This is a genomic window from Bacillus sp. FSL W8-1202 (assembly GCF_038006165.1).
GTDB lineage: Bacteria > Bacillota > Bacilli > Bacillales > Bacillaceae > Bacillus > Bacillus subtilis.
In genome coordinates this window covers 513,334-537,163 of record NZ_JBBOUR010000001.1, presented here as the reverse complement: position 1 = coordinate 537,163, position 23,830 = coordinate 513,334, and the positions used below count along the sequence as shown (strand labels likewise).

The window sequence follows — 23,830 nt, the reverse complement described above, 5'->3', positions numbered from 1 at the left end:
TCGACTATTACATGAAAAATGAATGAATATCTGTTACAATATTCACCGGTGCTTTCAAATTTCTTTAACCGAAAGATCCAAAAAATCATTTAAGTCTAAGGAAGATAAACAATGAATGCATTAGTAAGAATCGTAAAAGAGCAAGTGACATCGTTTCCTTTAATTTTGCGCTTAGCTTCGTATGAGACAAAGTCTCAGTATCAGATGAATTATCTTGGCGTATTATGGCAGTTTCTCAATCCTCTCATTCAAATGCTGGCGTATTGGTTTGTATTTGGTATGGGGATTCGTAACAGCAAGCCAGTCATAACAGGTATTGGAGAAGTGCCTTTTATTGTTTGGATGCTGGCTGGTTTGATCCCGTGGTTTTTTATTAGCCCGACGATTCTGGATGGATCAAACAGTGTATTTAAACGGATCAATATGGTTGCGAAAATGAATTTTCCGATTAGTTCACTGCCTTCTGTCGTGATTGCTTCAAATTTATTTAGTTATTTTGTAATGATGGGTGTTTATGTCATTGTCCTTTTAGCAAGCGGTGTTTACCCTAGCTTGCATTGGATACAATATATTTACTATTTAATCTGCATGATTGTGTTTATGTTTTCATTTAGTTTGTTTAACTCTACAATCAGTGTGCTTGTCAGAGATTATCAATTTCTGCTGCAGGCCGTAACCAGATTATTGTTCTTTTTACTTCCGATTTTTTGGAATATCTCAGAGCAGCTCGGGAAAAATCACCCGAATCTTCTGCCTGTGCTTAAGCTGAATCCGATTTTTTATCTGATAGAAGGATTTAGGAACAGCTTCTTAGACGGAAAATGGTTTTTCCAAGATATGAAATACACGCTGTATTTCTGGCTGTTCACATTCCTTTTATTATTAGTGGGTTCTATTCTGCATATGAAATTCAGAGACAAGTTTGTTGACTTTCTTTAATACGTAAGGAGATTGTACGATGAAACTAAAAGTTTCGTTTCGAAATGTTTCAAAGCAATATCATTTGTATAAAAAACAATCGGACAAGATTAAAGGGTTGTTTTTTCCGGCTAAGGATAATGGTTTTTTTGCTGTGCGGAATGTCTCCTTTGACGTGTATGAGGGAGAGACAATCGGCTTTGTAGGGATAAACGGATCAGGGAAATCAACCATGTCTAACCTGCTGGCTAAAATTATTCCGCCGACCAGCGGTGAAATTGAAATGAACGGCCAGCCGTCGCTGATTGCGATTGCTGCCGGTTTAAATAACCAATTAACGGGCCGGGACAATGTCCGGCTCAAGTGTTTGATGATGGGGTTAACCAATAAAGAAATTGATGATATGTATGACAGTATCGTTGAGTTTGCAGAGATTGGCGATTTTATTAATCAGCCGGTTAAAAACTATTCCAGCGGGATGAAATCACGTCTCGGTTTTGCGATTTCCGTGCATATTGACCCTGACATTTTAATTATTGACGAAGCGCTTTCTGTGGGGGACCAAACGTTTTATCAGAAGTGTGTAGACAGAATAAATGAGTTTAAAAAGCAAGGAAAAACGATTTTCTTTGTCAGCCACTCAATCGGTCAGATTGAAAAGATGTGTGACCGTGTTGCTTGGATGCACTATGGCGAGCTTCGTATGTTTGATGAAACAAAAACGGTTGTGAAAGAGTATAAAGCGTTTATCGACTGGTTTAATAAGCTGTCTAAAAAAGAAAAAGAGGCATATAAAAAAGAGCAGACGGAAGAGAGGAAGAAAGAAGATCCTGAAGTGTTTGCCCGTTTCCGCAATAAGAAGAAAAAGCCGAAATCATTGGCTAATGCGGTTCAAATTGCTATTTTGTCTATCCTGACTGTATTCATGGCAGGAACGATGTTCTTTAATGCCCCGCTTCGTACAATTGCTTCGTTTGGCGCTATTCCGCAAAATGAAGTGAAGAACCATCATGGCGATGCAAAGGGCAAGACAGAGGAACAATTAACTGCAGTCAATAAGCAAGGGTTTATAGCAGATGAAAAAGCGTTTGTTTATAAGGACCAGGATTTGAAACAGAAAGCTGACGTTACACTGCCATTCGGTACCGAGGTGACAGTAGCTGCAAAAGGCAAACAAGCAGCGAAAATAAAGTTTAACGGACAGTCTTATTTTGTGAAAAAGAGCGCTGTTGCAACTAACATGAAACATGCTGAATTGCATGCTGCTGCATTTACGTCTTATGTCTCGCAAAACGCAGCATCTTCCTATGAATACTTTCTGAAATTCCTGGGAGACAGCAGAACCAGCATTCAATCCAAATTGAATGGATATACTGAAGGGGATACGGCTGACGGCAGAAAAACGTTAGATTTTGATTATGAAAAAATCAGCTATGTGCTGGAGAATGATAAAGCAACAGAGCTTATTTTTCATAACATTTCTCCTATCAACCCGGCGTCACTATCCTTAAGTGATAGCTATGTATTGTATGACAGCAGTAAGAAGCGTTTTCTTGTGAATACAGATGATCAGGTTTTTGCAGTTGATAATGAAGAGCATACACTGACTTTGATGTTGAAATAAAAAAAGGCTATTGGATGAATGTCCAATAGCCTTTTTGTTTAGATTTCTTCTTTGTTTAGTAAACCTTCCATAAATGGAACGAGCTGATCGCGAAGCTCTTTATCCTGCATCGCAAATTCTAGAGTTGTTGTGATAAAGCCGAGCTTTTCACCAACATCATAACGCTTGCCTTCAAAGTCGTAAGCAAACACTCTTTGAATTTCATTCAGTTTTTGAATGGCATCTGTGAGCTGAATTTCTCCGCCGGCGCCAACCTGCTGCTCTTCTAAATACATGAAGATCTCAGGCGTGAATACGTAACGGCCTAAGATGGCAAGATTAGAAGGTGCTGTGCCTTTAGGCGGTTTTTCAACGAAGTTTTTCACCTGATAACGGCGGCCTTCACTTGTCAGCGGGTCAATAATGCCGTAGCGGTGTGTTTCTTCTTCAGGCACCTGCTGAACACCGATAATAGAAGAAAGTGTTTTTTCATATTCATCCATTAATTGGCGCAACCCTGGTGTTTCAGCCTGAACAATATCGTCCCCAAGCAGTACCGCAAACGGCTCATCGCCGATAAAGTTGCGCGCGCACCAGACAGCATGTCCGAGACCTTTAGGTTCTTTTTGGCGGATATAGTGAATGTCAGCAAGGTTAGAAGCCTTTTTCACTTTTTCAAGCAGCTCAGTTTTTCCTTTTTCTTCTAGGTTTCTTTCAAGCTCAGGAGAGTAATCAAAATGATCCTCAATCGCACGCTTGCTTTTTCCTGTTACGATAATAATATCTTCAATACCGGCTTCAACAGCTTCTTCAATTATGTATTGAATGGTAGGTTTATCAACGATAGGAAGCATTTCTTTCGGCATTGCTTTCGTAGCCGGCAAGAATCTCGTTCCGAGACCTGCGGCAGGGATTATGGCTTTACGTACTTTTTTCAATTTCAAAGCACCTTCCTTAAGAACAGATTTAGGGTCACTCTTTTGAATGCTGAGTATTTAAAATGTTTGAGTTTCTTTTCTCATCAATACCCTATTTTCATTCTGTTAAACACATTTAATCATATAAGAAAAACCAATATTAAACAAGAGTCAATTCAGTGACTTTGGGGTCGAGGAAATACAAAAAAATATCATTAATTGATAGATAAAACAGTTTCACCTGATCCGGTATTTCAAGAAACATAACAGCTTCTTCATCTCTAGAGCCTGCTCAGCAAAAGTGATATAATGTAGTTCTGAAAATGTGACTGTACGAATTTATTCGAAAGGTAATAAATAGATGATGACGATTAAGGTTTCTACTCCAAAATTAGCATTTGTTTGTCAAGAGCTGAATGCTGCAAAAAAGTTTAGTATCAATACGATCGATTGGAATTATCCAATGGAAATTGTCACTTTACATCATGAGCCCAATGGGCCTTCTTCTTTTAAAGATACTGCTGTTATTAATATGTACAGCTACTTTAAAGGTTCTGAACCTCAGAAAGATAAAATCAAGCATCCGATTGAACAAGACGGTTTAACATATATTCAAGAACCAAATAAGCCAATTTATCGTTATTACAATAATGGACGTTATATTAAATATCAAAGGTTTACAGCATCAGGAGAACTTGCTGTCATTGATTACTTTAATGAAAGCAGGCAAAGATTTAAAAGGGAAGAATATGATTTGTCTGGATATGTACACAGCTTAATGTACATGGATCTGGACACTAACAAACCGAAGCAGCATCTTTATTTAAGGGCAGATGGCACTTGTTATATGACAAAATGGTATAAGAATGATGGAACAACTGAAAAAATTGTCATTTTTGACGAAAAAGAGAATATAGTCAGTGTATTGTATTCAGAAAATGAACTTGCCCGTTATTTTCTGAGCCGCTTGATAAAGGAAGCGGATTATTTATTTATGACTTCTGAAGTTGAGTTATATACTACATTAAAATCTCTTTCAGTTGAATATTCTTCCATGTATCTAGGTTTTATAGAGACGAATGAGATGTTGGAGAACCCTGAAAAGGAAATAGGCCACCTTGATGCTTTCGTGGTTCCTTCCTTGAAGAGATATCATGACATAATTAAAAATACGGGGCCTCGCACAAATATTTATTACGTTTCTGAAGAGCCGTTTACCCGCAAGCGTTTTGTGGACAAACTAATAGATCAGGTGCCATTTAATAATCAATTGAAGGATATGAATGTTGAGCTGTTAATGGCAGAATGGCAATCAAAATCCAATTTATATTTGTCAGCCAAGGTTGAATTTAAAGGCTGCATTCCTCCCCATTCTGTTGGCCGCCATAAAATGTATTGGAAGTTAAAAAATAAAAAGAGCGGCACTGAAAGCACGTTTAACGCAAAAGTAAACAGCGAGGAAGAACTAATATTTACCGTAAGCGGTACACTTCGTGTTCACTCTGTATTAGATCAGTTGTCCACCATTGAATTGTATCTCTGTTCCGAGTGGGATAATAGCTTCTTTGCATCAGGTGTGCGAATAACCGATTCAAAGGAAATTCCATTATCAGAACAAAGTATTTCAGGCTGGCAAGTTACTTTAGAAAAAGAAAATAATTATTTGCGTGTTCAGACTGCCGAGGGATTTCGGAGAAAATTAATGAAACGGCTGTTTGTAAAAAAATAGCAGACAAGGTTTTACCAGAAGAAGGAGCTTGAAGATGAGAAGGATCTTTTCACTTATATATGAAATAGACATTGAAAAAGGCGGCATTACAAGCTCTATGATGTCAAGATCTTTTACATTTGCGGAGCGCGGCCATAAAATCGATTTGGTTACACTTGATTATAAAGAAAATTATGATCAAATTGAGCAAGTGTTGAAGAGCGCTGGAAGGCTGCATGCTGATGTAAATATCCTCAATATTTATGATGACTATAAAAATCAGCATAAGCATATAAAAATTGGAGAAGTGCAGCAAAGTTACTATGATCAAAATCGTAATCGCTTTGAAGAACCATATGCTGCGTATCATAATGAGGAAAAATTAGAAACGGAATACTTCAAGAATGGCTTATATATAAAAAAGAAAAAATGGGATGAGTCGGATAATCTTTTATATGTAGATCATTTCAATGAAAATATGCAAATGACAAAGCGAGAATTCTTTCATGGCGGTTATGTAAATAAAACTGTGATTTTCGATACAAGAAGCGGAAAAATCAATCAAATTCACTACACAGCACCCGACGGTTTCTGTTATTTAACAGAATGGTACCATTTTAAAACAGGAGCCAGTCAAGGAGTTATGCTGTTTGGCCGTGATGAAAAGGAAGCTGTATTTTTCAAAAACAAGCACCAGTTTCATACACATTGGCTTGAAACGTTATGTGAGAAAGAAAAGGACCCTATTATCATCTGTGATGGAGTCGGAAGTGCTTCAAAAGTAAATGAAATGCGTGCAGGATTGGCAAAACGATTTTACTGTGTTCACTCAAATCATTTAGATTATCCTTATACGTTAGGCAGCAAAGTTCGAAACAATCATCAATATGCGATGGAGCATATTAAGGATTATGACGGGCTGATCGTATTAACGAATGAACAAAAAGAAGATATCATGAAGGATTTTGAGTCGAACAATAATATTTTTGTTATTCCTCATGCACCAAGAAGGCTTGAAAAATTACAAACGTATGAAAAAAAGAAAAACGAGTTTGTCATGGTGGCCAGATATCATGAGGAAAAAGGGATCGATAAGGTCATAAAAGCAATGGGAATCGTAAAAAAATCCCGGCCGGATATTGTCCTGAATATATATGGCAGCGGTCCCAGCTATGAGGAATACCAGCAATTGATCGATGATCTTAAGTTAGATAATGTACATTTAAAAGGGTATGTCGCAAATCCCGCTCCATTTTATCAGCAGGCGCTTGCTACATTATTAACATCAAAATTTGAGGGGTTTAGTCTCGCGATTTGTGAATCGTTTTCGTGCGCAACCCCTGTTATCAGTTTTGATGTGAAATACAGCCCGAGGGAGCTCATAAAAGAACACGAAACGGGAATGCTTGTAGAACCTGATAATATTGACATGCTTGCTGAAAGTATCATTTATTTGTACGACAACCCTGAGAGAGCCATTCAATATGGAAAAAACGCAAAGAACTTAATGGATACTGAATATAGTGAAGCCCGATTATTTGAAAGATGGGAAGAAGTATTTGAAATAACGAAATAGTACGTTTTTGCACCATTTTTGTTCATTATATGAGCTTTTGCGAATGAAATAGAAGCGGATAAGGATAGAGGTGTCATGGTGAAAATCACTGCAGCAGTACCCACATACAACTCAGAACATTTTATCTCCCGCTGCCTGGATAGTCTGGTTCAACAAACCATGCCGAATAATGAGTACGAAATTATTTGTGTAGATGATTGTTCACAGGATGGCACGGTTTCAATATTAAAAAAGTACAGTGAACAGTATTCTAATATAACGATTATAGAACGAGAAAAAAATTCGGGAGGGCCGGGGGAGCCGCGAAACCAAGCGATACGTGCTGCGAACGGTGAATACATTTTTTTTATTGATTCCGATGATTATGTAGGAATCGAAGCGTTCGAGAGAATGTATCAATTTGCAAAACAGCATGATTCAGATATTGTGCTTGGGAAAATGGTCGGTGTAAACGGCAGATCGGTCCCGCAAGCTATTTTTAAGGAAACGAAACCTGAGGCGGATCTTGTAAAATCTCCGCTTGTTTACTCAATAGGACCGACAAAACTTTTTAAAGTTTCACTGCTTAGAATGCATGACATATATTTCCCCTCTAATATACAGGCTACAGAGGATCAGGTATTTGTCATGCAGGCTTATTTAGAAGCGGACAAAATTTCTGTCTTGGCCGATTATGATTATTACTATGCTGTACAGCATGACGGCGAGCATATGACGTTTGCATACGTTGGTTGCGCCCCAAAGCTACTATGGCGCAATGAAGGTAATCATAGATATGATTCGTAATAGCCGTCTTTCACATAATCGCAAAATGAAGTTTATGGCGAAATTTTTGAATCGTCATTTTGATTTTTCCAGAACAACGGACTTTACCGTAACAATCGAGGACGAACGGGAGCAGCAAACATGGATGACAGAGCTGCATCATTTTGTTGAACAAAATATACCACGGGAAATTGATAAACTTGTTCATTCTCATACGCGGTTAAAATTACACTTTGTACGCCATAATGACCTAAAGGGCTTAAAGCAGTTTGAAGCTGATAAAGAAAATATGGCCCAATATACGTCAGTTAAAAATGGTCATATCATAGCAAACTATCCCAGCCTTATCTCATATCATTTGGCAGAGAATGAACGGATTGTTGATGACAGAAACAAAATCAGTCATTACGTGAGCGAATTTCAAATGAAGGACAACACTTTCACATTAAGAGGGTCGGTTACCCACACGGCTTTACAACCAGAGCATCAAGCTATGCAAACTTTATACGGCATTTGGGTGCACCGTGATAGAAAAACTGAAAAAATCATTTCTCCAGTGTATTCCAAGGACGGAGAATTTGAATTTCTCACGAAGTTTACTGATTTGGCTATTCATGAAGAAGATATTGGTGTTTGGGATTTCTTTATTGAATCGGGGATAGACGGCTATAAAAAACGCGTCCGAATTGGCAGCAGCAGAGAACCGTATCCTTATTCCAAACATGCTAAATATATTGGGAATAACGGGGAATATGCTTTCAGCGCACGGCCGTACTTTACTAAAACCTATGATAATTTGTCGGTGGATATCAGAAAGCAGGAAGTTCTGAAAGTCGAATTCAGAGATAATGATTCGGACCAGCATTTAACGTTCGTATTTCCTGGAAGCCAATTGTTTTTCCCGAAGCAATCTTTATTATTGCTCGAATGCAATAACCAAGAGTTTTTAATACCAATAAAAAATCAAATCAGTTCAGCTGATGGGACAGTGATACAGGTTGATCGGAATCTCGTTCAGCAAAAGTTTGCTCCGGCTTATTTACAAAACACCAATATTGTTTTATCCATTAATTCTTATAAAACCACATTGGTTCCGAAAAAGGATGTCAGTGTGTACTTTTGCAGTAAAAATATTGAAAAAAAGCTATGGTGCTTTAAAATAAAGAAGAAAGTAGATCTATTTATACAATCGGACCAATCGAAATTCTATCTAACAGCCCGTTAAACAAAGAAACCAGGTGACAAATATGAAAAAACTAAAAGTGATGACCGTTTTCGGAACCAGGCCTGAAGCGATCAAGATGGCACCGCTTGTGCTTGAATTGAAAAAATATCCTGAAATAGATTCCTATGTAACGGTAACTGCACAGCACAGACAGATGCTCGATCAGGTGTTAGATGCGTTTCACATCAAGCCTGACTTCGATTTGAACATTATGAAGGAGCGGCAGACACTGGCAGAGATTACGTCTAACGCACTTGTAAGATTGGATGAGTTGTTTAAAGATATCAAACCCGATATTGTGCTTGTCCATGGTGATACGACGACGACGTTTGCCGGAAGCCTAGCCGCTTTTTACCATCAAATTGCTGTCGGTCATGTGGAGGCGGGGCTCCGTACAGGGAATAAGTATTCCCCGTTTCCGGAAGAGCTCAATCGACAGATGACAGGGGCGATTGCTGATTTGCATTTTGCTCCGACAGGCCAGGCGAAAGACAATTTATTAAAAGAAAACAAAAAGGCCGACTCTATTTTTGTAACGGGCAATACAGCGATTGACGCACTCAACACAACGGTTAGGGATGGTTACTCACATCCTGTTCTCGATCAGGTGGGTGAGGATAAAATGATTCTCTTGACCGCTCACCGCCGGGAAAATTTGGGTGAGCCAATGGAAAACATGTTCAAGGCCATCCGCAGAATTGTAGAGGAATTTGAAGATGTACAAGTCGTTTACCCTGTGCACCTGAATCCTGTTGTCCGGGAAGCGGCTCAGAAGCATTTTGGTGATTCTGACAGAGTGCATCTGATTGAACCTTTAGAGGTGATTGATTTCCATAACTTTGCAGCGAAATCGCATTTTATATTGACAGATTCGGGCGGCGTGCAGGAGGAAGCCCCATCTCTCGGGAAACCGGTTCTTGTTCTGCGTGATACGACGGAACGGCCTGAAGGAGTGGAAGCGGGAACGCTGAAACTTGCAGGGACGGATGAGGAAAACATTTATCAGCTGGCAAAACAGCTGTTAACTGATCCTGATGAGTACAAGAAAATGTCCCAGGCTTCTAATCCGTATGGAGATGGAGAGGCTTCCCGCCGGATTGTGGAAGAATTGCTGTTTCATTATGGGTACCGGAAAGAACAACCGGATTCATTTACAGGCAAATAAAAAAGAAGCTTTGCACATTGTGCGAAGCTTCTTTTTGTTTTACTTTTCGAGGCTGTCCTTCAGCTCTTTTGTAATATCGGAAAGGGCGCTTTCATCAGCTTGGTAGTAGTAAATTCCATTGATTTTCGTGCCTGTACCTTTTAGTTCGTGCTGTTTAATATGTTTTCGCGCACCTTTGTAATCGGACTGGATATCCCACATGTTATCGAAGGTCAAGTTCGTTTTCACATTATCTTCAACAACTTTAAACATATCTCCGAATTTCGTGATGGAAGAAATATTAGCGCCTTTATTAATAATACCTTGGATGACTTGGCGCTGGCGGTCCTGGCGTCCGAAGTCGCCTCTCGGATCTTCTTTTCTCATCCGGGTATAAGCGAGCGCTTCTTTTCCGTTCAGCGTGATTTCTCCTTTGCCGAACGAATAACCGTCATAACTGAACGCGAATGTGCTGTTAACTGTAATGCCGCCAAGTGTATCAACAACGTCTCTAAAGCTTTCCATGTTCACTTTCACAAAATAATCAACCGGGACATCGAGGAAGTTCTCAACAGTGTCTACCGTCATCTGCGTGCCGCCGAAAGCGTATGAATGGTTGATTTTATCCATTGTGCCTTTTCCGATAATTTTTGTATACGTGTCACGCGGAATGCTGACCATGTCGGTTGTATTCGTTTTTGGGTTAACGGTCATATAAATGAGCGTATCGGCACGGCCCTTATCGCCGTCGCGTTCATCCACACCCATGATTAAGACGGAAAAAGGATCTTTTTTATTGATACTGACCTCTTTATCCCTCTTTTTCGATTTATCAATGCTTTCATGAATACTTGCCACGGTTGATGCTGCTTTATGCCATAAGTAGTATGCATAGCCGCCAGTTCCGAGTACAAATACGGCCACAATGGCTAAAATGACAAGTAATGCCTTTCTTTTTTTCTTTCTTTTTTCAGCTCTCATAATAAAGTCCTCGCTTTTTTGTAATCTAGTACGATTATAAGTTTCTTAATATTTGAAAACAACTAAAATTTGTCTGATTCTTTACAATAGACGGCTCCTTGTAACAAATGTTTCGGTATTTTAAGAAAATCCGCAAAAATTTTTCGTTGTTTTGAAAGAAATCTTAAAATAAGCTTAAAATTGTCGATAAAAAGTGGAGAGGTGATATAGGAATGAAAAAAATTGCTATTTTAATGTTCTCAATGCTGCTTCTTTTGTCTGCGTGCGGCACAGCTCAGAACTCATCAGGAGCAGAAACAAATTCAGACAGCCAGGATGCAGCTGCAGAAGAGACAGTAACGAAGGAAGGCACTTTTGCCGGTTTGGCAGACAGCCATACAATTGCAGTCACTATTGATGATAAAGAGACGTCGATTCAGGTTGGTTCAGACCTTCAGGACAAAATGAACAGCATTTCAGAAGGGCAAAAAGTTGTTGTCAAATATACAAAAGATTCAAATGGCGCTTTAATGCTTAAGGATCTTGAGACAAAGTAATAAAAAACTCTTAGGGGGTTCCATGTTTTGAAAAAAATGAAGCTCTTGCTTCTATCGTCAGTCACTGCGGCGGCTGTAGCATGTCCGGCGTTTATGCAGACTGCGAAAGCCGCTGATAAAACCATTTCGGTTAAGCTGAGTAATTATGTAGGCAGCAAATCAAGTTTGGATGTCGATATCACAGGCGGATATGAAATTCCCGGCTCAAGAATTGCGGATACGGAGCGATATGGAGGAGCAACCCGTTTTGATGTTGCCAATAATGTCGCCTCTGCCGGATGGACAAATCCAACGACTGTGGTCATTGTGAATCGGGACGCTTTTGCCGATGCGCTCTCAGCAACCCCGCTTGCCAAAAAGTACGATGCACCGATTTTATTAACAGACGCAGATTCGCTAACACCAAAAACAGAAAGCGAAATTGCAAAATTAAATCCTGACAATATTCTCATCATTGGCGGGACAATCAGTGTTTCTAAAAATGTAGAAAATACATTAAAAAAATATGGTTCTATCGATCGGATTGGCGGAGCAACCCGTTACGAGGTTTCTAAAAACATAGCCGATCGGATGGGGAATTACAGCCAGGCAGTAGTGGCCACAGGCATGGTCTTTACGGATGCCCTGTCAATCGCGCCATATGCTGCAATGAACGGTTATCCGATTTTACTTGCGGGAGACAATAACATCCGCAGTGATTACAAAATTCCAAGCAAGGTTACAATTGTCGGCGGTCCGTTGAGTGTCAGCACTGGTGTGGAAGCTGCATTAAAAAAGAAGGCAACTGTGAAACGGATTGGCGGCGTTTCCCGATATGAGGTATCTGCCAATATCGTTAAAGAATTAAATATGAAAGCAACAAAGGTATTTATGTCAAACGGCCAAACATTCGCGGATGCATTGACGGGATCTGTGCTTGCAGCAAAGCAGGGAAGCCCTTTACTGCTGGTTGAATCAGGCAGCCTGCCGTCACCAGTCGCTGATGTAGTAGCGTCAAAAGGAACTCAGTCATTTGCGCTGCTTGGAGGAAGCATTTCCATCAGTGATACGCTAAAGAACAAACTGGCAGATACTTTTGCAGGAACTGGATATACAGTCAAGTTAACCGGCGGAAACCTAGTGCTTTATAAAAACAGTACTGCAATCAAGTCGCTTGGAACGTCTTTTACAGCACAGCCTAAAAAATATGCAACTACAAATTCTATCAGTTTGAACGGAACGCCATATCTCGGAAACATGAAATTTACAATAGAGTCAGGCAAATATGTTCGGCCAATCAATGTGAATATCCCCTTTGAAGATTATTTAAAGGGTGTTGTTCCTCATGAAATGCCGGCCAGCTGGCAGAAAGAAGCGCTTAAAGCCCAAGCTGTCGCAGCGAGAACTTATTCCATCAGTTCGGCCGGAAAAGAAGTACAAGACACCACCGCTTTTCAGGTATATGGCGGATATGACTGGAATTCAAAAACTTCAGAAGTGGTCGAAGCTACAAAAGGAAAAGTTTTGAAATACAATGGGAATTTGATTTCTGCTACGTATTCCTCAAGCAACGGCGGCTACACAGAAGCGAGCGGTGAGGTGTGGAGCAGCCAGCTTCCTTATTTAATCGCCAAAAAAGATACGTACGACCCGCAAATCAGCTGGTCTCTGTCTTTAAATAAAACCCAGCTTGATAAGAGCAGTCTGAATCTGAAAAGCCCGGATTCATGGTGGAGCTCTAAAAATGAAACAAACTCATCATATTTGAGCGGTTTGAAAAGCTGGTTTATTAAAAATAAATACAGCAATGCCGAGTCTATCAAAATCACGAAAATATCCAGTGTGAAATTCAGCACGGAGAAAACTGCCGGTCAGCGGCCGGAAACAGCAAGCGTCACATTCTCATATTTCGTGAAAGAAAAATCAAATGGCTATATCCTGTCAAATGGAAGCCTCAGTGAAAAAACAGCAACAATTACTGTACCTGCAACAGAGCTGAGAACGATGCTTGGCGCTTCCAATATGAAGAGTACATATGCTTCTGTCTCAAGCAATACAAACGCCTTTCTCATTAGCGGTAAAGGATACGGACACGGCATAGGCATGAGTCAGTACGGAGCCAATGCCAGAGCAGCTGCCGGACAATCTTATACAACAATTTTAAGTTTTTACTATCCGGGAACAACTCTATCAAGCTATTAAAAGATTGTTAGAGTCAAAGGAGGCGATATGCCTCCTTTGTTCGTTATTTGATTTATGAATCATTATGAATCTTTGGAGGGACTATCTTTGCGGATCTTTCTTAAAAGCATACCTATGCTGATACTAGGAGTCGTGTTATTTGTACCAAATGCGTTTGCGGCAAACTCTGTTACAAGGCTGGATGGAGCAAGCAGATATGAGGTTGCTGTGAATGTTTCAAAACAAGGCTGGAGCAGTGCGGGCACGGTTGTTGTGGCAAACGGAACAGCTTATGCAGATGTATTAACTGCTGCTCCTCTAGCTTATAAATACAATGCCCCGATTTTATTGACGGAATCATCTAAACTGACTACGCCGACGAAAGACAGAATCAGCCAGCTTAAACCGAGCAAGGTTATCGTCATTGGCGGAACAATAAGTGTTTCTAACAACGTTGTAAGTGACATTAAAAAATTGGGTATTTCCAATGTGGAACGAATCGGCGGAAGAAGCCGCTATGAAGTTGCCCAAAATATTTCTAAAAAATTGTCTTCAAATTCAAAAGCGGTAATCGCAAATGGCACGGCATATGCTGACAGTCTGGCGATCGGTTCTTATGCTGCTCGTAATGGTATTCCAATTTTACTGACTACTGCAAGCTCTATTCCCGAACCAACGAAAAATGCGATGAACAGCAAAGGAACAACATCGACTATTGTGGTCGGGGGAGAAATCAGTGTCTCAAAAAGCGTTTACAGCCAGTTGCCATCACCAACAAGAATCGGCGGGAACAGCCGTTTTGAAGTGGCTGCCAACATAGCGAAAAAGTATTATTCTTCATCAAAAGCTGCATTTGTCAGCAATGGCTATCAATATGCAGATGCTTTAGCGGGTTCTGTGCTGGCGGCGAAGCAAAATCGCCCAATGCTATTTACTGACGCCGGTTCATTGCCGACTGCGACAAGAACAGTCATCGGATCAAATAGCAAGAATACCTTCACAGTTCTTGGGGGAACTATTTCAGTGACAACAAATGTCGTGAACCAACTTAAAAATGTAATTGTAGGCAAAAAGGTATTTGTGGATGCAGGACACGGTGGTTATGACAGCGGCGCGGTCGGTAATGGTTTAAAAGAGAAAGATGTTAACCTTGCCGTTGCTAAGCTTGTAAACAGCAAACTTTCCAATGGTGGAGCCATTCCGATTATGGCCAGATCTACAGATGTTTTCTTAGAGCTTTCAGAGCGGGTTGCAAAAGCAAAAAGCAATAATGCAAACCTGTTTGTGAGTATTCACGCCAATTCAGCGAGCCCAGCAGCAACCGGTACTGAAACCTACTATTATACAAAATATGAGTCAGAAAACAGCAAACGGCTTGCGACAGAAATACAAAACAGACTCTATAAAGCACTCAATACTCAAAACCGCGGCGTGAAAATCGGGAATTTCCATGTCATCAGAGAATCAACGATGCCGAGCAGTTTAGCAGAGCTGGCGTTCATTTCGAATGCGAACGACGCAAGTAAGTTAAAGAGTGCTTTGTATCAAGAAAAAGCAGCTCAAGCAATATATGAAGGAATCATTGGATATTATTAGGGGATTAAATTAGTAGACATCAACAGCGGCTTGCCGGCAGAACCCATCAGGAATTGCCGGCAAGCTTTTTTATACGATAAAATGAGAAAAATTTTAAACCACATATGCTATGTAAAAGTTTAACAAAATTTAAGGTTAGGCCTATTCTTATTGACAGATGTTTTTGATATAATTATCAGGCAAAAATATAACCGATCCATTAGGGTAGTGAGGTAATCGATGAAAATAAGCATTGTTATCCCTGTATATAATTCAGAAGATCTTATTTCCGAATGTCTTGATAGCTTAGTTAACCAAACGATGCCAAAAGAGGATTATGAGATTATATGTGTCGATGATAAATCTACGGATTCATCTTTAGACATTTTGAATCGCTATAAAAAGAAATATGACAATATTGTTGTTGTTGAAAGAACCGTAAATTCAGGCGGTCCAGGTGCGCCGCGGAATGATGCAATAAAAATTGCCAAAGGTGAATACATCCTGTTTGTTGATTCCGATGACTATCTAGGCAATGAAGCATTGTTAAGATGGTACAATTTCTCAAAAGAGAATGATTCAGATATTACTTTAGGTAAGTTAAAAGGGATAAACGGCCGAGGTGTTCCCAAATCAATGTTTAAGCAAACAAACCCAGATGTTGATTTGGTTGATTCCAAAATTGTTTTCACATTGGGACCCCAAAAACTGTTTAAAGCCTCACTTTTAAAAGAAAATCAAATCATCTTCCCTACTCACATAAAAGCAGCGGAAGATCAAGTCTTCACAATGAACGCTTATTTAAAAGCAAAGAAGATTTCTGTTTCAGCTGACTATGATTATTACTATCTGGTCAAAAGAGACGGTGAACATATGAGTGTTGCTTATGTTCCCCCAGAGAACTTTTATGGAGCAATGGAAGATATTATCTCTGCTATCAAGGCTAGTGATCTGGAAGAAGCAAGAAAAACGAAACTGATGGCAGTATTTTTAAACAGGCATTTCGATTTTTCGCGGACAAAAAATGTCACAATAAAAATGAAGACAGATGAAGAAAGAGCTGAATGGTTTAAATATTTGTCCTCATTTATTCATGCAGTACCTGAAGAGGCTGACCAATTTGTGCTTCCGCATATCAAATTGCGGCTGCTGTTTATTCGGAATAATGATTTGCAGGGGTTAACCCAGTATGAGCGTGAAGAACAAGACATTAAAAAGTTCTGTGTTGTAAATAATGGGGATTTAATTGCACGTTATCCGAGCTTAGAACGCTATCCAATTTCTGAAGAGTTATTAAAAGTAAATTATAAAAATAAGCTTGAACATTATCTGCAGAATATTGAATTTAGCGATCACAGCCTCAGCATTCAAGGAACCATTAAACACAAATTGTTGGATGATGAAACGAATCAAAATCAATCTCTGACAGGAATATTTGTTCATCGCGATACAAAGGCGGAAAAATATATTGCGCCGGCTAAGTATGAAAATTCAACATTTACATTTGAGTGCAAGTTTGATGAACTGGCATCTGCAGAAGAAGATTTAGGCGTTTGGGATTTCTTTATTGAATCGTCAATAGATGGCTATAAATTAAGGGCGAGAATCGGAAACAATCGTGCTGCGTATAAGTATTCAACAAACACGATGTATTTAGGGCATAATGCGTTGTTTGTCTTCAGTGCAAGACCATATTTCACAATGAACTACGATAATCTTTCGATTGATATAAAGAAACATGCCTATACAGAAGCAGAACTTTCATATGAAACTGAATCAAAAGATTTATCATTTATTTTTAAAGATAAGCAAATCTGTTTGCCAAATCATTCAAAAATGATTGTGAATACCGGACAGTCTGAAATCTCATTACCGGTAAAACGTATAGAGTTAGAGCCTAATTGCACAAAATTGACGGTAAACGTGCAGAGTTTGCTTGAACAGCTAGCTCATGTAAAGAAAGAGCGATTAATTGAATTTGCGATAAACACTTCTCAAAATAAAATCAGTGCAAAAGTGGATAACCAAGCAATTGTCTTGGACACAAGGAATGTGGAACGAAAATCCATGTTATTCTTTAGTAAAATGGTTGAGGTTCAATACAAGCTGTTAACCTCTAAATCAAAGTTTTATTTTCAATATTAAGTGCTTCACAACGAAAAGAGACAAATCAGTAAAATGATTTGTCTCTTTTTTTAACATTATGCTTAATTTTTAAAAAAAGTGTCTAAAACAATAAAAAGTTTACGGATAAATGTCAGAAAAAATAACAAATTCACACTTCTTAACATACCATTTACATCCAATTAACATCCGTCTGCTAAACTGACTGGCATAGGTCATCATAACATCCCAAACAAATCGTGAGGTGTGTGTCAGTGAGTGCAGAGAAAAGCATGAATGTGAGTCGTGAATTCTCAGTTCAGCAAATACATTCTTTTACATTATCTGAAAAGACGGCTCGTTATTTGGCAATAAAGCGCGTAATGGATATTTGGTTTGCGCTCATTGGGTTGGCGATTGCGCTGCCAATGATTGCGGTATTTTCAATTTTGATTTGTTTGGAGACGCCGGGGCCTGCCATTTATACGCAGGAACGCGTAGGGAAAGGCGGGAAACCATTTAAGCTTTATAAGCTTCGTTCCATGAAAATAGATGCCGAGAAGTCTGGAGCGGTTTGGGCACAGAAGCAAGATCCGCGGGTGACAAGGATCGGAGCTTTTATCAGAAGAACGAGAATTGACGAGCTTCCTCAGCTGTTTAATGTGCTGAAAGGCGATATGAGTATGATTGGCCCTCGTCCGGAACGGCCCGTATTTACGGAAAAATTCCAGAATGAGATTCCAGGCTTTACACAGCGTCTGGCTGTTAAACCGGGATTGAGCGGCTGGGCTCAAGTGAACGGCGGTTACGATATGACGCCGAAGGAAAAGCTGATATTTGATTTATATTACATTCGCAATCTGACTTTCACTTTAGAATTAAAAATTATGTTAAAAACTTGTAAAGTAGTTTGGACGGGTGATGGTGCAAGATAAAACGTAATTCCATTATTCACCATCAATCTGAGCTTAAAAAGAAGTAGGGAATATGATGCCAAGTATTACAAAACAAATCATGAGCGGTGCAAAGTGGACAAGTATTTCAACCATGTGTATTACAATCATACAAATTGTTCAGTTTGCCCTGCTTGGAAATATGATGACCTTAACAGAATTTGGGCTTGTCGGCATGATTACAACAGTTACAGTTTTCGCCCAGATTGTGCTCGATATGGGTTTTGGCGCAGCATTAATTCAGAGAGACGACGCGACGGAGCGCCAGCTGTCAACATTGTATTGGCTTAACATTATGACGGGCGTTTTGCTGTTTGTTCTTTTATATGTGAGCAGTCCTGTCATTGCGGGATTTTATCAAAGAGAAGAGCTGGTGTTTCTGGTTCGGATTCTGGCGATTATGTTTTTGATCGCGCCAATTGGACAGCAATATCAGTATATGCTGCAAAAGCAGCTGCATTTTAATACGTTAAGCAAAATAGAGATTTTTTCAAATGTATTGTCATTCGGATATTTAGCGATAGCGGTTTTTATGATGGATGCGATTTTGGCGTACGTGATTTCTCAAGTCCTGCTGCAGTCCAGTAAAGGGATTTTATATTGGGCTGTATACCGAAAAAAGTGGCATCCTGCTTTTGTTTTTGATTTGAGAGGTATGAAGGATTTCTTTTCTTTTGGAGCCTTTCAGCTTTCATCCCGTCTTGTGAACAGGCTGGGAGCAAATATCGACATGATTTTGATCGGCCGGTTTATTGGTGCTGAAGCATTGGGGATTTATAACCTCGCTTATCAGATTGTCACCATTCCTGTTTTGAAGATCAATCCGATTGTCACACGGGTGGCATTCCCTGTTTTCGCAAAAAACAAATATGAAAACAGCGTGATCAGAGAAGGCTTTCTGAATATGACAAAAATGCTGGCGCTTGTTTCGTTTCCGCTATTAATCGGGCTCGTGTCTGTGTCAGACGCCTTTATCACAGCGGTTTTCGGAGAAAAATGGCTTGCTGCTGTTCCGATCCTAAATGTTCTGGCGATTGTCGGAATACTAAGAGTGCTCATGAATCCAAATGGATCTGTGTTGCTGGCTAAAGGAAGAGCTGACTTAGCGTTTTATTGGGATTCCGGCGTGCTGCTGCTGTACGGATTATCACTGTTTGCAGCTGTACAGACGGGAAGCCTGCTGACAGTCGCATGGGTGTATGCCATTATCAGCGTTGTTAATTTTCTGATCGGGCGCTGGCTTTTGGCATATGTCATCAAGCTTAACCTTTCAGCTTATTTCCAGTCGATTATGAAGCCATTTCTGATTACTGCGGCGATGGGCATCATCGCGTTTGGTGTAAGCCTCAGTACCGAACACTTCAGTATGCAGGCAGAAATGCGGCTGGCCATTTCAATTGCGGCCGGGGCGCTGTGCTATCTCTTTCTTTTGGTAAAAGCGTACCCTCAAACGAAAAGCAAACTACTAAGAAAAGGACGTTTGTCATGAAGATTTTGTGGATCACAAGCGTATATCCGAGCAGTATGAAACCCGGTGAGGGTGTGTTTCATGAGACACAGGTGCAAGAGCTGCAAAAACTCGGGCTTGATATCACTGTGATATGCCCACGGCCTTTTCATTCAGCGCCTGTCCGCATGCTGAAAAAGACATATCGAAAAAAGGATGCCAGACCGGAGTATGAGATTAGAAAGGGAATACCGGTTTACCGGCCTTTCTATCGGGCAGTTCCCGGCCAGCTGAAGTGGGCGCAGCCTCATCGGAGAATCGCCTCAGCCGTTTTAAAAACCATGAAACAATGCGACCTATATCCGGATCTGATCCATGCGCATTTTGCCATGCCATCGGGCGGGGCTGCGGCAGTCGTGTCAGAGTCCACGCAAATTCCTTATGTTCTGACCTTGCATGGCAGTGATGTGAATGTCTATCCGCATTACAGCAAAGGTGCGTTTAAAGCCTTCAAGCGTGCCGTAGGTTCTGCATCAGTTGTTTTAGCAGTCAGCCACAAGCTTCAGGAAGAAGCCAAAAAGCTTTCGGGCTTTGACAGCTCGGTTTTGCCAATCGGCATACAGCTCAGCCGTTTTCAGGAGAATGAGGAGACGAAAGAGGAAATCAGAAAAAGACTCGGACTCCCGCTCGATCAGCGTCTGGCTGTCTATGTCGGCCGGCTGGTCAGAGAGAAAGGCATTTTTGAACTGTCTGAAGCGATCGAATCGCTGCAGGACTCTCCTAAGGCAGTCTTTGTCGGGGATGGTCCCGCAAAATCGATGCTGACGCAGAAGGGGCATATTGTCACAGGCCAAGTCCCGAATCATCAGGTAAGAGACTATTTACTTGCGGCAGATCTATTCGTACTTCCTTCTTACAGTGAGGGGATGCCGACTGTTGTGATTGAGGCCCTGGCGCTAAGGGTTCCTGTTATTTGTACGGATGTTGGCGGAGTGTCGTCTTTATTCGGAAAGCACCAACATCTGCTGATTAAACCGAAATCCGCTCAAGCCTTGGCAGAAGCGATCACTCGGTACGAACATGAGCAAATATGGAAGCCGGAAGTAGCAGATGACTTGTATGAAACCGTGCAGGCTCAATTTGACGCAGGAAAAAACGCCAAGGCCTTGCATCATCAGTATCAGACGGTCACGAAAACATCCGTTTAATCATAAGACACTGCGACCATTATAAATAGGAAGATCATTTTACAGGAGAGGGTTGAGCGCTGTGAAAAAAATAGCTGTCATTGGAACAGGTTATGTAGGACTCGTATCAGGCACTTGCTTTGCGGAGATTGGCAATAAAGTTGTTTGCTGTGATATCGATGAATCAAAAATCAGAAGTCTGAAAAATGGGGTAATCCCAATCTATGAACCAGGGCTTGCAGACTTAGTTGAAAAAAATGTGCTGGATCAGCGCTTGACCTTTACGAACGATATCCCGTCCGCCATTCGGGCCTCAGATATTATTTATATTGCAGTCGGAACGCCTATGTCCAAAACAGGTGAAGCTGATTTAACGTACGTCAAAGCGGCGGCGAAAACAATCGGTGAGCATCTTAACGGCTACAAAGTGATCGTAAATAAAAGCACAGTCCCGGTTGGAACAGGGAAACTGGTGCAATCTATCGTTCAAAAAGCCTCAAAGGGGAGATACTCATTTGATGTTGTATCTAACCCTGAATTCCTTCGGGAAGGGTCAGCGATTCATGACACGATGAATATGGAGCGTGCCGTGATTGGTTCAACAAGTCATAAAGCCGCTGCCATCATTGAGGAACTTCATCAGCCATTCCATGCTCCTGTCATTAAAACAAACCTAGAAAGTGCAGAAATGATTAAATACGCCGCGAATGCATTTCTGGCGACAAAGATTTCCTTTATCAACGATATCGCAAACATTTGTGAGCGAGTCGGCGCAGACGTTTCAAAAGTTGCTGATGGTGTTGGTCTTGACAGCCGTATCGGCAGAAAGTTCCTTAAAGCGGGTATTGGATTCGGCGGTTCATGTTTTCCAAAGGATACAACCGCGTTGCTTCAAATCGCAAAATCGGCAGGCTATCCATTCAAGCTCATCGAAGCTGTCATTGAAACGAACGAAAAGCAGCGTGTTCATATTGTAGATAAACTTTTGACTGTTATGGGAAGCGTCAAAGGGAGAACCATTTCAGTCCTGGGATTAGCCTTCAAACCGAATACGAACGATGTGAGATCCGCTCCAGCGCTTGATATTATCCCAATGCTGCAGCAGCTGGGCGCCCATGTAAAAGCATACGATCCGATTGCTATTCCTGAAGCTTCAGCGATCCTTGGCGAACAGGTCGAGTATTACACAGATGTGTATGCTGCGATTGAAGACACTGAGGCATGCCTGATTTTAACGGATTGGCCGGAAGTGAAAGAAATGGAGCTTGTAAAAGTAAAAAACCTCTTAAAACAGCCAGTCATTATCGACGGCAGAAATTTATTTTCACTTGAAGAGATGCAGGCAGCCGGATACATTTATCACTCTATCGGCCGTCCCGCTGTTCGGGGAACGGAACCCTCTGACAAGTATTTTCCGGGCTTGCCGCTTGAAGAATTGGCTAAAGACTTGGGAAGCGTCAATTTATAAAAAGAAAAAGTGTTACTTGGTTGAAGCTGCCGGCTGCTAGGCTCGGCCGCCGGCTCCTGAAACATCAGGAAAGGGGTTAAACATGTGAGTATCAAACGATCAGCGGTCCATACGCTAGCGTTACTGGCCGCTGCTATATTTGGAGTCGTCCTATTGCTGGGAGCCATCCATAAAGATATAGGTTTCATGCAGATGGCTGCTGTGCTTGCGGTGTTGGCAATTGGCCTGTTTTTACTGACTCTTGCAACCGCATTTACAACAAAAGAACGGCTCTTTATGACTGTAATCTATATTTTGATCGCCTGCACTTTTTTAAATAATGCATTTTTCGCCATTCATCTTGGATTTTTCAGTTTGTTCCTTTATCGGCTTCTGCTCATTGCAGCGGGTTGCCTTCATATTTTCGGCATGGTTCGGAATCGAACCCATATTGAAAGATGGCATGGGCTGCAAGTAAAAGGGATATTGCTCTTTTTCGCCTTTTGGTTTATATATGGCCTTGTTTCTTTGCTGTGGGCCAAGTCGGTAACAGCCGGCCTCAAATATTTAGCCTTATTGGCAATGGGAATTTCCTTCATTTATCTTATTGTCATGTACGTGCAAAAAATGGAGCGGCTGATGATTATTTATGCCATTTGGCTGGTGATGACGGTATTTCTGATGATCATTGGTTTTTACAATCATATCACCCACCATCATCTTGCGAGTTCCACATTGTACAGCGGACCGGAGTATAAGCAGCATTATCCGACATCGGTCTTTTTTAATCAAAATGACTTTGCGACCTTTTTATCCATCAGCTTCTTTTTTTACATCACGATGATGAAAAACATTAAGAATGGATACATCAAGGCAATTGGCCTTGTGCTCTCGCTCTGTGCGTTGTATTTAATTTTTGCCACTGGTTCAAGAGCCAGCCTTCTGGGTATTTTTGCAGGTATTGCTGTCTACATCTTCATTGTATTGCCGCCTGTTTTAAAGAAAATGGCTATATGGCTGTCGGCGGCGGGAATTGCTCTTTTCGCAGTTCTTTTCGCCAGCAAAATCTATTCAAAGTTTTGGGAGCTGTTTCTGGCCCCGCAGACGCTGCATTCATTTCATGACAGGCTTCCATCAAATGTGGCTCGGGCAAATCTGCTGAAAAACGCTTGGCATTTTTTCCTTGATTCATACGGATTCGGAGTCGGAGCAGGAAATGTATCCTATTATCTTGAGCATTATGCTGTATATGATACTGACAATGTGGCAGAGGTGCATAACTGGCTTGTTGAAATTCTGGCTAATTTTGGCTTGTTCATCATGCTGGGATATCTGTCCATTTATGCCTACCTCATATGGGTGTTTTACAAGTTTTATGAAAGAAAATTAGAAAATCAGTCAAAACTGATCACAGAAGGACTTATTACCGCTATGGTCAGTTTCCTGGTATCAAGTATCAGCCCAAGCTCTGTTTCAAATTTATTTTTCCATTGGGTGTTTATGGCGCTCGTCATCGCAGCCGTGAATGTGTTAAGGCGATCCAGACAAATGCCTGAGCCGATGTACAGATAAACAGACTACAAAA

General features: G+C 40.7%; 18 protein-coding genes. 16 read left to right on the top strand and 2 right to left on the bottom strand.

The annotated features are described in order from the left end of the window. Positions 1 to 111 precede the first annotated feature (111 nt). Together tagG and tagH are read left to right on the top strand one after the other, a co-directional pair. Entirely contained in the window at positions 112 to 939 is an 828-nt protein-coding gene (gene tagG / locus NSQ09_RS02710; protein ID WP_014665585.1) for a teichoic acids export ABC transporter permease subunit TagG, read from the top strand. Positions 940 to 958: 19 nt separating this feature from the next. Beyond that, positions 959 to 2,542, top strand: coding sequence for a teichoic acids export ABC transporter ATP-binding subunit TagH (gene tagH / locus NSQ09_RS02705; RefSeq protein ID WP_095843989.1), 1,584 nt, complete (start codon positions 959 to 961; stop codon positions 2,540 to 2,542). 38 nt (positions 2,543 to 2,580) lie between these two features. Here the strand turns inward: tagH and galU are convergent, their stop codons facing one another. Further along, positions 2,581 to 3,459, bottom strand: a complete 879-nt coding sequence (gene galU / locus NSQ09_RS02700) for a UTP--glucose-1-phosphate uridylyltransferase GalU (RefSeq protein ID WP_003227944.1) — start codon at positions 3,457 to 3,459, stop codon at positions 2,581 to 2,583. Positions 3,460 to 3,799: 340 nt separating this feature from the next. Between galU and NSQ09_RS02695 the strand changes: the two genes are divergently transcribed. The 5 genes from NSQ09_RS02695 to wecB all read left to right on the top strand — a co-directional run bounded on the left by NSQ09_RS02695 (position 3,800) and on the right by wecB (position 9,877). Further along, a complete protein-coding gene (locus tag NSQ09_RS02695; RefSeq protein ID WP_129137974.1) occupies positions 3,800 to 5,167 on the top strand; it encodes an alpha-glucosyltransferase N-terminal domain-containing protein in 1,368 nt (455 codons plus the stop codon). Between the two features lie 34 nt (positions 5,168 to 5,201). Further along, positions 5,202 to 6,722 carry a glycosyltransferase gene (locus NSQ09_RS02690; RefSeq protein WP_129137973.1) on the top strand — a complete coding sequence of 507 codons (1,521 nt, stop codon included), beginning with the start codon at positions 5,202 to 5,204 and terminating at the stop codon, positions 6,720 to 6,722. Positions 6,723 to 6,797: 75 nt separating this feature from the next. Next, complete coding sequence (locus NSQ09_RS02685; RefSeq protein ID WP_341030527.1) at positions 6,798 to 7,508, top strand: glycosyltransferase family 2 protein; 711 nt, start codon at positions 6,798 to 6,800, stop codon at positions 7,506 to 7,508. Then, positions 7,498 to 8,712: a hypothetical protein gene (locus NSQ09_RS02680; protein ID WP_341030525.1), complete on the top strand. Its 1,215-nt coding sequence runs from the start codon at positions 7,498 to 7,500 to the stop codon at positions 8,710 to 8,712. Before NSQ09_RS02685 ends, NSQ09_RS02680 begins: the two co-directional genes overlap by 11 nt. A 22-nt stretch (positions 8,713 to 8,734) precedes the next feature. Then, positions 8,735 to 9,877 carry a non-hydrolyzing UDP-N-acetylglucosamine 2-epimerase gene (gene wecB / locus NSQ09_RS02675; protein WP_017695321.1) on the top strand — a complete coding sequence of 381 codons (1,143 nt, stop codon included), beginning with the start codon at positions 8,735 to 8,737 and terminating at the stop codon, positions 9,875 to 9,877. A gap of 39 nt (positions 9,878 to 9,916) precedes the next feature. Here wecB and tagU read toward each other — a convergent pair whose 3' ends face one another. After that, positions 9,917 to 10,837, bottom strand: a complete 921-nt coding sequence (tagU, locus tag NSQ09_RS02670; RefSeq protein WP_144500506.1) for a polyisoprenyl-teichoic acid--peptidoglycan teichoic acid transferase TagU — start codon at positions 10,835 to 10,837, stop codon at positions 9,917 to 9,919. Positions 10,838 to 11,049: 212 nt separating this feature from the next. On the opposite strand from tagU, the gene NSQ09_RS02665 reads away from it, so the two are divergent. From NSQ09_RS02665 to tuaE, 9 genes are all read left to right on the top strand, one after another. Next, a complete protein-coding gene (locus NSQ09_RS02665) occupies positions 11,050 to 11,373 on the top strand; it encodes a hypothetical protein (RefSeq protein WP_015384797.1) in 324 nt (107 codons plus the stop codon). Positions 11,374 to 11,400: 27 nt separating this feature from the next. Further along, positions 11,401 to 13,554 (top strand): SpoIID/LytB domain-containing protein, encoded by a 2,154-nt coding sequence (locus tag NSQ09_RS02660; RefSeq protein ID WP_095843985.1) that lies wholly within the window; start codon positions 11,401 to 11,403, stop codon positions 13,552 to 13,554. An 87-nt stretch (positions 13,555 to 13,641) separates the two neighbouring features. Beyond that, entirely contained in the window at positions 13,642 to 15,129 is a 1,488-nt protein-coding gene (locus NSQ09_RS02655) for an N-acetylmuramoyl-L-alanine amidase (RefSeq protein WP_095843984.1), read from the top strand. 219 nt (positions 15,130 to 15,348) lie between these two features. Next, positions 15,349 to 17,253, top strand: coding sequence for a (poly)ribitol-phosphate teichoic acid beta-D-glucosyltransferase TarQ (gene tarQ, locus NSQ09_RS02650; protein WP_129137971.1), 1,905 nt, complete (start codon positions 15,349 to 15,351; stop codon positions 17,251 to 17,253). A 233-nt stretch (positions 17,254 to 17,486) separates the two neighbouring features. Continuing rightward, positions 17,487 to 18,146 (top strand): sugar transferase, encoded by a 660-nt coding sequence (locus tag NSQ09_RS02645; RefSeq protein ID WP_003242561.1) that lies wholly within the window; start codon positions 17,487 to 17,489, stop codon positions 18,144 to 18,146. A 55-nt stretch (positions 18,147 to 18,201) separates the two neighbouring features. Next, on the top strand, positions 18,202 to 19,653 hold the full coding sequence (gene tuaB, locus NSQ09_RS02640; protein ID WP_026113630.1) for a teichuronic acid biosynthesis protein TuaB: 1,452 nt from the start codon (positions 18,202 to 18,204) through the stop codon (positions 19,651 to 19,653). Further along, the gene (tuaC, locus tag NSQ09_RS02635; protein ID WP_017695316.1) at positions 19,650 to 20,819 is read left to right on the top strand and encodes a teichuronic acid biosynthesis protein TuaC; all 1,170 of its coding nucleotides are present in this window, start codon (positions 19,650 to 19,652) and stop codon (positions 20,817 to 20,819) included. Before tuaB ends, tuaC begins: the two co-directional genes overlap by 4 nt. 61 nt (positions 20,820 to 20,880) lie before the next feature. Further along, positions 20,881 to 22,266, top strand: a complete 1,386-nt coding sequence (tuaD, locus tag NSQ09_RS02630) for a UDP-glucose 6-dehydrogenase TuaD (RefSeq protein WP_033880429.1) — start codon at positions 20,881 to 20,883, stop codon at positions 22,264 to 22,266. Between the two features lie 84 nt (positions 22,267 to 22,350). Further along, positions 22,351 to 23,817, top strand: a complete 1,467-nt coding sequence (gene tuaE / locus NSQ09_RS02625; RefSeq protein WP_144458808.1) for a teichuronic acid biosynthesis protein TuaE — start codon at positions 22,351 to 22,353, stop codon at positions 23,815 to 23,817. The last annotated feature ends 13 nt before the right edge of the window (positions 23,818 to 23,830 follow it).